Below are 11,425 nucleotides of genomic sequence, written 5' to 3'. Positions count from 1 at the left end.
TGACGATGACGCGAGAACTCGCGACCGACGCGCCGTTCAGCCAGGTCCTCGACCTGACCGAGCTCACCACCACCGACGCCGAGACCGGCCGCTACGCCGGCGTCATCGACCCCACCTGGACCATCGGGCCCAAGGTGCACGGCGGCACCATGGTCGCGGCCACCGCCGCCGCGGCGACCCGGTGGCTCACCGAAGCCGACGCAGCGCTCGCCCAGATGGCGCCGATCGCGGCCAGCACCGACTTCCTCGGCGCCCCCGACCCCGGCGAGGTCGAGTACGCGGTGCACATCCGCAAGAAGGGCCGCCAGATCTGCCTGGCCGACGTCGACCTGATCCAGAACGGCCGCACGCTCGTGCGGACCGCGTTCACCTTCGGTCACCTCGACTCCGCGCAAACCCGCTGGAGCGGCCCCGACACCGATATGCCCGCCGAGCCGAGCGATCAGGCCTTCCAATACACCCCCGATTCGCCGATGGGCAAGATCGTGCACGTCAGCCAGGGTGCCCACATGGTGATCGACCCCACCTGGGGTGAGTTCCTGCGCGGCGAGACCGGCCCGCCGCGGCTGCGGTTGTGGATCCGGCCGTTCGACGGCGACGAATCCGATCCGCGGGCACGCGCCGCCTTCGCGATGATGGCCGCCGACATCAGCCCGCCGGTGCCGATGAACCTCGGTCACTTCGGCTGGTCGCCGACGGTGCAGATGACCACCTACCTGCGTCGCATCCCCGCCCCCGGTTGGCTGCGCGTCGTCGCGACCGCCCGTGAGGTCGGTGAGCGGATGTTCGACGAGGACCACCTGGTCATCGACTCCACCGGTGCCGTTGTCGCCCAGAGCCGCCAGCTGGCCCTGATCCCGGCGGCGCGCTGAGGCCACCGGGCCAACTAACCTTGTTCTCATGACGAGAATTGCGGTAATCGGTGGCGGTCGGATCGGTGAGGCGCTGGTGGCCGGATTGTTGGAATCCGGCCGGGCGACCAAGGATCTGGTCGTCGTCGAGCCGAACGCACCGCGCGCCGCGCAGCTCGCGGAGCGGTTCAAGGTGCGGGTGAGCGGCTCGGTCGCCGACGCCGTGGAGGGCGCCGACATCGTGGTCATCGCGGTCAAGCCCGGGGTGGTCGACTCGGTGCTCACCGACCTGTCCAAGGCCGACCTCGACAGCGGCCGCGACCAGGTGCTCGTCTCGCTGGCCGCCGGTGTCTCCACCGCTCGGCTCGAGTCGAAACTGCCCGCCGGTTACCCGGTCGTGCGGGTGATGCCGAACACCCCGATGCTGGTGGGCCAGGGGATGTGTGTGCAGGCGCCCGGCCGCTACGCCAAGCCCGAGCAGCTCGAGCAGGTCGGCGAGATGCTCGAAGCCGTAGGCAAAGTGGTGACGGTGCCCGAGGCGCAGATGGACGCGGTCACCGCGGTGTCCGGTTCGGGACCGGCGTATTTCTTCCTTGTCGTCGAGGCGATGATCGATGCCGGTGTCGGCCTCGGCCTCACCCGCGAGGTGGCCGACGAACTGGTCGTGCAGACCATGATCGGCGCGGCGGCACTGCTGGACGAAACCGGGCAGAGCGCGGCCGAGCTCCGGGCCGCGGTCACCTCACCCGGTGGCACCACCGCCGCGGCACTGCGCGAACTCGAGCGTGGCGCGCTGCGCTCGACATTCACCGAAGCTCTACACGCGGCCAAGCGGCACTCGGCCGAACAGGGCGCAACGAACGAGTGACGATCGGGTACTCGGTTTGAAAACCGATTTCTCACACCCGTCGCAGTAATCCCACTGGTCCCGCTAAGCTCGTAGAAGCACGTGCGTGTCTGTTCCGCTGGTGGGGAAGCCGGCGGCGCGGGCGTGCCGGAGGTCAATGGTGCCATGATGTCTGCGAACAGAATGTCAAGTAATCCCTCGGCGTCGGGCGGTGGTTCGGGTTCGCCCGGTCCGCGGGTCGGCGCCACCCCGCAAACGGTGATCGGCGGTGGCACGCAGTTTCTCACCGTCGCCGAAGTCGCCGATCTCATGCGGGTGTCGAAAATGACGGTGTACCGGCTCGTGCACTCGGGTGAACTGCCCGCGGTGCGTGTCGGACGCTCGTTCCGAGTGCACGCGAAGGCGGTGCACGACTACCTGGAGACGTCGTACTTCGACGCCGGATGAGCCGAGTGGTTTCGTCCCGTCCCTGGCGAAACCCGCGGCGCCAGCCGCCAAAGATACGGCGGTTTCGTTGCTGCTCGGGTGCCCCGGTAGCATGGACAACCGGTTCGTGTCCGCCTGCCGGTGGCACCGTTCGTGGTGTCCGGTTGCCCCGGCGGCGCGGACGCCAAACGACGCACGTGAACACCGCGTGTGTATGCCGAGTAGAGAGAACGCGAGGAAACCCTATGGGTTCTGTGATCAAGAAGCGCCGCAAGCGTATGTCGAAGAAGAAGCACCGCAAGCTGCTTCGCCGCACGCGTGTTCAGCGGCGCAAACTCGGCAAGTAAGCCCGCATGCCTGCGACGAGCCCGTCACCTTCGAAGGTGGCGGGCTCTCGCTGTGAAATGCCCGGGTTTGTGAACGGTGCTGTGCGAGGACGGGTCGCCGGTGTTAAAAGGTGGTAGATCGTGACGGCGAGTGGCGCGAATGCGGCTACTCTGGTACGCGAAACATGAGAAGCAGCAGGGGGCTTTGAGTGGGGTCAGGTCCGAGTTCCGACACACGGGAACGACACGAGCCGAAAGTTGTGCTGGTCACCGGTGCCAGCCGCTTCTTCGGCGGCAATGTCGCGGCACGTCTGGCTGCCGAACCCGGCGTCGAACGTGTCATCGCCGTGGATACCGTCACCCCCAGCCGTGAACTCCGCCGCAAAATGGGTAGTGCCGAGTTCGTGCGCGCCGATATCAGAAATCCGTTGATCCGCAAGGTCGTCGAGGGCAACGACGTCGATACCGTCGTGCACGCGGCCGTGCTCACCCGCCCGCCCGCCGGTGGCGGTCGCGCGGTGATGAAGGATCTCAACGTCCTCGGCGCGATGCAATTGCTCGCCGTGTGTCAAAAAGCGTCGTCGGTGCGGCGCGTGGTCGTGCGGTCCTCCTCGGCGGTTTACGGCTGTAGCGCCAAGGATCCGGCGAAATTCACCGAGGAAATGGGCGCGCGCACTCCGCCCGCGGGGTGGTTCGCGCGCGACATGATCGATATCGAGGCGCTGGTGCGTGGAATGGCGCGGCGCAGGCCCGATATCTCCGCATCGATCCTGCGTTTCGCGCCGATCGTCGGTCCGCGCCTGGCCGACCGTGGCGTGCAATATCTGCGCTCGCCGATCACCCCGACTGTGCTCGGTCGCGAAGCCAGGCTGCAATTACTGCACGAGGAAGACGCGGTCGCGGTGCTGGTGCACGCGGCGCAGCGCGCACATGGTGGCACGGTCAATATCGCCGGCGACGGCGCACTGGCCATGTCGCAGGCGATCCGCCGGGCCGGGCGCATTGTCGCGCCGGTGCCGTTCTTCGTCTTTCGCACGGTCGGTCGCTCGCTGATGGGCCCGATCATGCGCGGATTCAGTGGCGAACAACCCGACTATTTCTACTTCGGCTGCGGGCTCGACACCACCCGTATGCGTACCGAACTCGGTTTCACCCCACGCTGGACCACGGTCCAGGCGTTCGATGACTTCATCGCGGGCGCAGCGTTGCGGCCCGTCTTCGATCCGGCTTGGATCGACGCCGCAGAACACAAACTGCTCGGCCTCATCGGGGCCGGTACAGGAGCGCGTACATGAACGAGGGAGCGAAAGTCATTCGTCTCGACGTGAATGTCGAGGCCCGGCAACGACCGCAGGCCCGGCGATGGCCGGATCAGCCGACGCAGGCGATGCCGGTCACCTCCCTCAGCGAGCGCCGTCCGGGAATGCCCGCGCTACCGCCGAAATCGTTGACCGACATCGTGCGCGATGCCGTCGGCGAGCAGATCGAACGGACCGCGGAGTTCGCGCGCCGTCGACTCACCGGCGACTACCAGGTCGACGAATTCGGTTACGACCGGCACCTGCTCGAATCGGTCATCCTGCCCGCGCTGCGGCCGCTGTCGGACTACTGGTTCCGCGTCGAGGTGTCGGGGATCGAGAACGTTCCCGCCGCCGGTGGCGCGCTGCTGGTGGCCAATCACGCGGGCACCGTGCCGATCGACGGGCTGATGCTGCAGTTGGCCGTGCACGACAAGCACCCGAATCAGCGCGCTCTGCGGTTGCTGGCCGCCGATCTCATCTTCGAGATGCCGCTGCTGGGAGCACTCGCCCGCAAGGCCGGACACACCCTGGCCTGCCATCCCGATGCCGAGCGCCTGCTGCGCGCGGGACACATCGCGGGAGTGTTCCCGGAAGGGTTCAAGGGCGTCGGGAAGAACTACGCCGACCGGTACAAGCTGCAACGATTCGGGCGCGGCGGGTTCGTCTCGGCGGCGGTGCGGGCCGGGGTGCCGATCATCCCGGTATCGATCGTCGGCTCGGAGGAGATCTACCCGAAGCTGGCCGACATCAAGCCGCTGGCCCGCCTGCTCGGGCTCCCGTACTTCCCGGTGACGCCGCTGTTCCCGCACCTTGGGCTGTTGGGCGCGGTGCCGATGCCGTCGAAGTGGTACATCGAGTTCGGTGAGCCCATCGCGACCACGGCGTTCGAGCCGGAAGAGGCCGACGACCCGATGACGATGTTCGAGGTCACCGATCAGGTCCGCGAGACCATCCAGCAGACCCTCTACAAGCTGCTGGCCAAGCGCCGCAACGTGGTTCTGGGTTAGCTGTCGCGGTGGCGGGCTACGACAGCCGCTACCGCCCCGCCCGCCGCGCCGAGCGCGAGGGCGGTGGGCACCCCGATCTTGGCCGCCTTGCGGCCGGTGCGGTAGTCGCGGATTTCCCAGCCGCGGTTCTTCGCGACCTCGCGCAGGTCGGAGTCGGGGTTGATGGCGACCGCGGTGCCGACCAGCGACAGCATGGGAACGTCGTTGTGGCTGTCGGAGTAGGCGGTGCAGCGCTTGAGATTGAGGCCTTCGCGGATGGCGAGGGTGCGCACGGCGTGTGCCTTGCCGAGTCCGTGCAGGATGTCGCCGACCAGGCGGCCGGTGAACTTGCCGTCGACACTCTCGGCGACGGTGCCGAGAGCACCGGTCAGGCCGAGGCGTTTGGCGATCACATTGGCCAGCTCGACCGGGGTGGCAGTGACCAGCCAGACCTGTTGGCCGGCATCGAGGTGCATCTGGGCGAGCGCACGGGTGCCCGGCCAGATCTTGTCGGCGATGATCTCGTCGTAGATCTCCTCGCCGAGCGCGGCGAGTTCGGCGGTGGGGCGGCCCGCGATGAAGCTGAGCGCCTTCTCCCGGCCCGACACCATGTCGGAGGAGTTCTCCTTGCCGGTGACCCGGAACTTCACCTGTTTCCAGGCGACGTCGACGAGGTCGGAAGTCTTGAAGTACTTGCGCGCGGCCAACCCTCGGGCGAAGTGGACGATCGAGGCGCCCTGCACGAGGGTGTTGTCGACGTCGAAGAACGCCGCGGCCGTGAGGTCGCGAGGGACCTCGGGGCCCGCGTCGGTGCCCTGCTCGGCGAGCTCGGCATCGTGTAACTCGAGCGCGGCGTCGGCGCTCGCCTCACCGGCCAGGTTGGCGCGTAGCTCTTCCTCGCTCGGCCCGAACGGGCTGCGTGGCAGCCGTGCGAACTGTTCCTGCAGTTCCTGGCCGAGGCGGCTGGGCTGCCACCGGGCGGGGAACTCCCCGAATCGTCCTGCGACGAATCCGGCCCTAGTCACCTTCGAACGTTCCGGCACCAGTACCCTCCGCTAGTCGCGCGAACCATGTCCACAGTAACCGGCTGCACCGACAACCCGCTGGGGGCTCGAGGATTAAATAGAGCTCATGACGAATCCCACACCGACGGTGACCTTGTTGACTCGTGCCGGTTGCGGCCTGTGCAGCACGGCACTGACGCAATTACAGAGGATTTGTGGTGATTTCGGTCTCCCGGTCGCCACCCTCGACGTCGACGAAGCCGCGGTCAGCGACCCGGAACTGCGCGCGGAATACGGTGATCGGCTGCCGGTGGTCCTGTTGAACGGCCGTGAACACAGCTATTTCGACGTCGACGAGCCGCGTTTACGGGCCGACCTGAGCCGGATCGCTGGTCGCGAAGGAAAATGAGGCCGAATTCACCGACTTTGTGAACGCCTGCACAAGCAGTTACGGTGGTGACACGCAATCCGCACCGCCCCTGGCACGCAGCGGCGGTGGCCGGGTTTGTACCGCCCCTATGGCACCGGTCGCGCTCTCGCAACCGCAGCGACCCACACCGGTGAACGAAACAGAGGATCCGGACCGCGATCAGGCCCGGAACGAGGAGCCGACGACGTGACAGAGCAGCACGAGACGCCGAGTGGCGTCTCCGGCAAGGCTCTCGTGCGGGACATTCCGCAGGCCACGGTGACTCGTCTCGCTACCTATCTCCGGGTTCTCGACGGGTTGGCCGACGAGGGTGTAGTCATCGTATCGAGTGAGGAACTCGCTGTCGCGGCGGGTGTCAATTCGGCGAAGCTGCGCAAGGATCTTTCCTTCCTCGGACCCAACGGTGTGCGGGGTGTCGGCTATGACGTAGCCAAGTTGCGCACCAGGATCGAAGATGTGCTCGGACTGTCGCAGGGACATCGGGTAGTGCTGATCGGCGCGGGCAACCTGGGCCGCGCGCTGGTCGGTTACGGCGGATTCGGGGTACGAGGCTTCACCGTGGTCGGGATCTTCGACAACGACACCGCGGTGATCGGCCAGTCGTACGCCGGTCTCGTCGTGCGCGATGTCGAGCAGTTGGCCGCGCAGGTGCCGGCGCTGGCACCGACGATCGCCGTGGTGGCCGTGCCCGACGAGGCCGCCCAGGACGTGTGCGACCGGCTCGTCGCCGCCGGGCTGCCGTCGATTCTGAGCTTCGCGCCGCTGGAACTGCGCGCGCCCGCCCATGTCCAGGTTCGCCGCGTCGATCTGGCGATGGAACTGCAGATGCTGTCCTTCGACGCCGCCCGCAACGACGCGCCCGCCCTGCCCGAGGTCGCCGAGGTCGGCTCCGGCCGGATCGCGCGCCGGGTGACGCCGCCGAACCACCTCACGCACGCCGCGCCGGTCGAACCGGCTCGCGGCAGGCCGCAGCGTCGCACCGCGCCGCACTCGGCCACCCCCCACTCGGCAACGGAGCCAGGCACCAAGGGATCGGTGATCACGCCATGAGCGAGCGCGAGCGAGCGAAACAGCAACACAGTGTGCGAACGCGCATGACGACACCGGGCGCGGGAGTGGTGCGGGCATGAGCGTTCTTCTGGTCGGGATCTCACATCGCAGTGCCCCGGTCTCGGTGTTGGAGAAGGTCGCCATCAGCGACTCCGATCGGCCGAAGCTGGTAGATCGGCTGCTCGCCTCGAGCCACGTGTCGGAGGCGATGATCGTCTCCACCTGCAACCGGGTCGAGGTCTACGCCGTCGTCGACGCCTTCCACGGCGGTCTCGGCGAGGTCGGCGACCTGCTCACCAAGCATTCCGGACTGGCACTGCCCGATCTCACCAAGCACGCCTATGTGCGCTACAGCGAGGCCGCGGCCGAGCATCTGTTCGCGGTCGCCAGCGGCCTCGACTCGATGGTCGTCGGCGAGCAGCAGGTGCTCAGCCAGATCCGCAGTGCCTATGCCAGCGCCGACGGTCAGCAGGCGGTCGGTCGCACGCTGCACGAGTTGGCCCAGCACGGGTTGCGGGTCGGCAAGCGGGTGCATTCGGAGACCGGGATCGACCGGGCCGGTGCGTCGGTGGTGTCGGTCGCGCTGGATCGGGCGCGCGGAGTCGTCGGCGATCTCGCCGGGCGAACCGCGGTGGTCGTCGGCGCGGGCGCGATGGGTGGGCTGGCTGTGGCGCATCTGTCGCGGGCCGGGATCGGGCGCATCATCGTCGTCAACCGGACGCTCGAACGCGCACAGCGCCTCGCCGAAACCGGGCGCACCATGCACGGTGTCGACGCCGAAGCGGTCGAGATGTCGCGGCTCACCGAGGCCATGGCGGGCACCGATGTCGTGATCACCTGTACCGGCGCGGTCGGGTCCGTGGTGACCCTGGCCGACACCCATCGTGCGCTGGCCGGCCGGGCCCGCACCGATGCCGCCGAACGACCTCTGGTTTTCTGCGATCTCGGCTTGCCCCGCGATGTGGAGCACACCGTGGCGGGCCTGCCCGGCGTCGCCGTGATCGACATCGAATCGCTGCAGCGCGATCCGGCCGCGGGTGCCGCGGCCGACGACACCGCCGCCGCGCGCCTCATCGTCGCCGACGAACTCGCCAAATATCTTGCCGGGCAACGCATGGCGGAGGTCACCCCCACGGTGGCCGCGTTGCGTCAGCGTGCCGCCGATGTGGTGGAGGCCGAACTGCTCCGCCTGGATTCGCGGCTGCCCGACCTGGCCGACCCGGCCCGCGACGAGGTGGCACGCACCGTGCGCCGCGTCGTCGACAAGCTGCTGCACGCGCCGACGGTGCGCGTGAAACAGCTGGCATCCACGCCGGGCGGCGACAGCTACGCCGAGGCGTTGCGTGAGCTTTTCGAACTGAAACCCGGTGCGGTACAAGCGGTTGCCGCCCCGATGGAGGTCGCCGCGGGCGAGTCCGCGCTGGCCGACGACTTCACCACAAGCCACTTCGGCGACGGGCCGTCACGCTTGACCGAGTCAAGACCCGACACAGGCAGCATGCGAAACCACGCAGCGCCGCTCGGGCATGCGCAGGAGGAAACCGCATGACCACGACAGTGCAGGAAGAGGACACCGTGACCGCAGGCAGCACCAGTGCGCCGTGGCGGATCGGCACGCGCGGAAGCCTGCTCGCGCTGACACAGGCGGGCACCATCCGTGATGCGCTGATCGCGGCGGGCCAGCCCGCCGAGCTGGTGGTCATCAAGACACCGGGCGATCTGTCGTCGGACCCGGTGCAGAAGATCGGTGTCGGGGTGTTCACCTCCGCACTGCGCGACGAGCTCGCCGCCGGTGGCATCGACATCGCGGTGCACTCCTACAAGGACCTCCCCACCGCGCAGGACCCGCGCTTCACCATCGCCGCGATTCCGCTGCGCGAGGATCCGCGCGATGCGCTGGTGGCTCGCGACGGTTTGGTCCTCGGCGAGCTGCCCGCCGGCGCCCGGGTGGGAACCTCGGCTCCGCGCCGGGCCGCCCAGCTACGCGCGCTCGGCCTCGGCCTCGACATCCTGCCGCTGCGGGGCAACATCGACTCCCGCTTGCGCAAGGTGAGCGAGGGCGAACTCGATGCCATCGTGATCGCCCGCGCCGGCCTGTGCCGGATCGGGCGCACCGACGAGATCACCGAATCGCTCGAACCGGTGCAGATGCTGCCTGCCCCTTCGCAGGGCGCCCTGGCGGTCGAATGCCGCAGTGACGACCCGCAATTGATCGAGGTACTCGCCGGTCTGGACGATGCCGCGACCAGAGCCGCGGTGCTCGCCGAGCGTTCGCTGCTCGGTGAGCTCGAGGCAGGCTGCACCGCACCGATCGGAGCGCTCGCCGAGATCGTCGAGTCGATCGACGAGGACGGCCGGATCTTCGACGAACTCTCGCTGCGCGCCTGTGCCGCCGCGATCGACGGCTCCGACGTCCTGCGCGCCTCGATCGTCGGCGCGCCGAAAGACGCGGCCGAACTCGGTCGCACGCTGGCGCGCGAACTGCTGGACCTGGGTGCTCGCGCATTGCTGAGCGTCACAGACGAACCGGCGCCCACCGACTTCACTAATTCCAGCCCGATGGAGAACAACCGATGAGCAGCAGCCGAGCTACCAAGAAGCAACCAGGGCGGATCCTCTTCGTCGGATCCGGCCCCGGCGACCCGGCCCTGCTGACCGTGCGTGCCCGCGAGGTGCTCGAGCGCGCGATGCTGGCGTTCACCGACCCCGATGTCGACAAGGGGGTGCTCGCCCTGATCGGTAGCGCCGTCGAGGTCGGCGCGGACGGCGAGAGCCCGGTCGACGTGCGGCCGGCCCTCGGCGAACCCGCCGAGGTGGCCAAGACGCTGATCGCCGAGGCACGCAACGGTCACGACGTGGTCCGCATCGTCACCGGTGACCCGTTGACCACCGATTCGGTGATCAACGAGGTCAACGCCGTGACCCGTTCGCACATGGTGTTCGAGGTACTGCCCGGCCTGCCCAACGGCTCGGCCGTGCCCAGCTACGCGGGCATCGCGCTCGGCTCGGGGCACACCGAAGCCGATGTGCGCGGCGAGGTCGACTGGTCGGCGCTGGCGGCTGCCCCCGGCCCGCTGGTGCTGCACGCCACCTCCGGCCACCTGGCCGAGACCGCGAGCGCGCTGGTCGAGCACGGGATGGCGCCGCAGACTCCGGTCGCGGTGACCGTGCGTGGCACCACCCGTCAGCAGCGCACCATCGAGGCCACGCTGGCCTCGCTGAACAACGCCGCTTCCGAACTGGTCGGCCCGCTGGTGGTCACGGTCGGCAAGGAAGTCGACAAGCGCGCCAAGATGTCGTGGTGGGAATCGCGTGCCCTCTACGGCTGGACCGTGCTCGTGCCGCGCACCAAGGATCAGGCGGGGGAGATGAGCGAACGGCTCGTTACCCACGGCGCGATCCCGATCGAGGTGCCGACGATCGCGGTGGAGCCGCCGCGCAGCCCCGCCCAGATGGAACGGGCGGTGAAGGGCCTGGTCGACGGCCGCTACCAGTGGGTGGTGTTCACCTCCACCAACGCGGTGCGCGCGGTGTGGGAGAAGTTCGCCGAGTTCGGTCTCGACGCCCGCGCGTTCTCGGGCGTGAAGATCGCCTGTGTCGGTGAGGCCACCGCGGAAAGGGTGCGCTCCTTCGGCATCAACCCCGAACTGGTGCCGAGCGGTGAACAGTCCTCCGAGGGCCTGCTCGCCGACTTCCCGCCCTACGACGACGTGTTCGACCCGGTGAATCGGGTGCTGCTGCCGCGCGCCGATATCGCCACCGAGACCCTCGCCGAGGGCTTGCGCGAGCGCGGCTGGGAGATCGACGACGTCACCGCCTACCGCACGGTGCGCGCCTCGCCGCCGCCTGCGGAGACCCGCGAGATGATCAAGACCGGCGGTTTCGACGCGGTCCTGTTCACCTCGTCCTCCACGGTCCGCAATCTGGTCGGTATCGCGGGCAAGCCGCACGCCCGCACCATCGTGGCCTGCATCGGCCCGAAGACCGCCGAGACCGCGATCGAGTTCGGCCTGCGCGTGGACGTGCAGCCGGAGACGGCGCAGGTGGGCCCACTGGTCGAGGCACTGGCCGAGCACGCGTCGCGACTGCGCGCCGAGGGCTTGCTGCCGCCGCCGCGCAAGAAGAGCCGCCGCAGCAGCAGCCGCTGACCGCGACAGATACCCCGAAAGCCCGCCCGCAACGGCGGGCTTTCGGCGTATCAGGG

Annotated in this window: 12 protein-coding genes; 11 read left to right on the top strand and 1 reads right to left on the bottom strand. The window is 68.5% G+C overall.

The window, feature by feature from the left end; genetic code table 11:
• Positions 1-5: 5 nt before the first annotated feature.
• The 6 genes from ACFWUR_RS05060 to ACFWUR_RS05035 all read left to right on the top strand — a co-directional run bounded on the left by ACFWUR_RS05060 (position 6) and on the right by ACFWUR_RS05035 (position 4,758).
• Entirely contained in the window at positions 6-872 is an 867-nt protein-coding gene (locus ACFWUR_RS05060; RefSeq protein WP_378902053.1) for a thioesterase family protein, read from the top strand.
• A 28-nt stretch (positions 873-900) separates the two neighbouring features.
• Positions 901-1,719 carry a pyrroline-5-carboxylate reductase gene (proC, locus tag ACFWUR_RS05055; RefSeq protein ID WP_378902050.1) on the top strand — a complete coding sequence of 273 codons (819 nt, stop codon included), beginning with the start codon at positions 901-903 and terminating at the stop codon, positions 1,717-1,719.
• Between the two features lie 144 nt (positions 1,720-1,863).
• A complete protein-coding gene (locus tag ACFWUR_RS05050; protein WP_378902047.1) occupies positions 1,864-2,145 on the top strand; it encodes a helix-turn-helix domain-containing protein in 282 nt (93 codons plus the stop codon).
• 224 nt (positions 2,146-2,369) lie between these two features.
• Positions 2,370-2,471, top strand: a complete 102-nt coding sequence (locus ACFWUR_RS05045; RefSeq protein ID WP_003402602.1) for a 30S ribosomal protein bS22 — start codon at positions 2,370-2,372, stop codon at positions 2,469-2,471.
• Between the two features lie 239 nt (positions 2,472-2,710).
• A complete protein-coding gene (locus tag ACFWUR_RS05040) occupies positions 2,711-3,745 on the top strand; it encodes an NAD-dependent epimerase/dehydratase family protein (RefSeq protein ID WP_378902044.1) in 1,035 nt (344 codons plus the stop codon).
• Complete coding sequence (locus tag ACFWUR_RS05035; RefSeq protein ID WP_378902041.1) at positions 3,742-4,758, top strand: lysophospholipid acyltransferase family protein; 1,017 nt, start codon at positions 3,742-3,744, stop codon at positions 4,756-4,758. Before ACFWUR_RS05040 ends, ACFWUR_RS05035 begins: the two co-directional genes overlap by 4 nt.
• On the opposite strand, the gene ACFWUR_RS05030 is transcribed toward ACFWUR_RS05035, so the two are convergent.
• On the bottom strand, positions 4,755-5,780 hold the full coding sequence (locus ACFWUR_RS05030; RefSeq protein ID WP_378902038.1) for an HAD family hydrolase: 1,026 nt from the start codon (positions 5,778-5,780) through the stop codon (positions 4,755-4,757). The genes ACFWUR_RS05035 and ACFWUR_RS05030 overlap by 4 nt on opposite strands.
• A gap of 88 nt (positions 5,781-5,868) precedes the next feature.
• Here ACFWUR_RS05030 and ACFWUR_RS05025 point away from each other — a divergent pair, with 88 nt between their 5' ends.
• From ACFWUR_RS05025 to ACFWUR_RS05005, 5 genes are all read left to right on the top strand, one after another.
• Positions 5,869-6,150 (top strand): glutaredoxin family protein, encoded by a 282-nt coding sequence (locus tag ACFWUR_RS05025; protein ID WP_378902035.1) that lies wholly within the window; start codon positions 5,869-5,871, stop codon positions 6,148-6,150.
• A gap of 207 nt (positions 6,151-6,357) precedes the next feature.
• Entirely contained in the window at positions 6,358-7,221 is an 864-nt protein-coding gene (locus ACFWUR_RS05020) for a redox-sensing transcriptional repressor Rex (RefSeq protein WP_378902032.1), read from the top strand.
• Between the two features lie 76 nt (positions 7,222-7,297).
• Entirely contained in the window at positions 7,298-8,770 is a 1,473-nt protein-coding gene (locus ACFWUR_RS05015) for a glutamyl-tRNA reductase (protein ID WP_378902030.1), read from the top strand.
• Positions 8,767-9,798 (top strand): hydroxymethylbilane synthase, encoded by a 1,032-nt coding sequence (gene hemC, locus ACFWUR_RS05010; protein WP_378902027.1) that lies wholly within the window; start codon positions 8,767-8,769, stop codon positions 9,796-9,798. Before ACFWUR_RS05015 ends, hemC begins: the two co-directional genes overlap by 4 nt.
• A complete protein-coding gene (locus ACFWUR_RS05005; protein ID WP_378902024.1) occupies positions 9,795-11,369 on the top strand; it encodes a uroporphyrinogen-III synthase in 1,575 nt (524 codons plus the stop codon). The genes hemC and ACFWUR_RS05005 overlap by 4 nt, the downstream gene beginning before the upstream one ends.
• Positions 11,370-11,425 lie beyond the last annotated feature (56 nt).

The organism is Nocardia sp. NPDC058633 (assembly GCF_042717045.1).
In the GTDB taxonomy this organism is placed as follows: domain Bacteria; phylum Actinomycetota; class Actinomycetes; order Mycobacteriales; family Mycobacteriaceae; genus Nocardia.
The sequence above is the reverse complement of the archived record's forward strand: the minus strand, read 5'-3'. Positions and strand labels throughout refer to the sequence as shown.

What these genes read in the sequence shown, in the direction of transcription:
- hemC (WP_378902027.1), top strand. Translation starts at nt 8,767, where the DNA reads ATGACCACGACAGTGCAGGAAGAGGACACCGTGACCGCAGGCAGCACC.
- ACFWUR_RS05025 (WP_378902035.1), top strand. Translation starts at nt 5,869, where the DNA reads ATGACGAATCCCACACCGACGGTGACCTTGTTGACTCGTGCCGGTTGC.
- ACFWUR_RS05015 (WP_378902030.1), top strand. Translation starts at nt 7,298, where the DNA reads ATGAGCGTTCTTCTGGTCGGGATCTCACATCGCAGTGCCCCGGTCTCG.
- ACFWUR_RS05035 (WP_378902041.1), top strand. Translation starts at nt 3,742, where the DNA reads ATGAACGAGGGAGCGAAAGTCATTCGTCTCGACGTGAATGTCGAGGCC.
- ACFWUR_RS05050 (WP_378902047.1), top strand. Translation starts at nt 1,864, where the DNA reads ATGATGTCTGCGAACAGAATGTCAAGTAATCCCTCGGCGTCGGGCGGT.
- ACFWUR_RS05005 (WP_378902024.1), top strand. Translation starts at nt 9,795, where the DNA reads ATGAGCAGCAGCCGAGCTACCAAGAAGCAACCAGGGCGGATCCTCTTC.
- proC (WP_378902050.1), top strand. Translation starts at nt 901, where the DNA reads ATGACGAGAATTGCGGTAATCGGTGGCGGTCGGATCGGTGAGGCGCTG.
- ACFWUR_RS05045 (WP_003402602.1), top strand. Translation starts at nt 2,370, where the DNA reads ATGGGTTCTGTGATCAAGAAGCGCCGCAAGCGTATGTCGAAGAAGAAG.
- ACFWUR_RS05060 (WP_378902053.1), top strand. Translation starts at nt 6, where the DNA reads ATGACGCGAGAACTCGCGACCGACGCGCCGTTCAGCCAGGTCCTCGAC.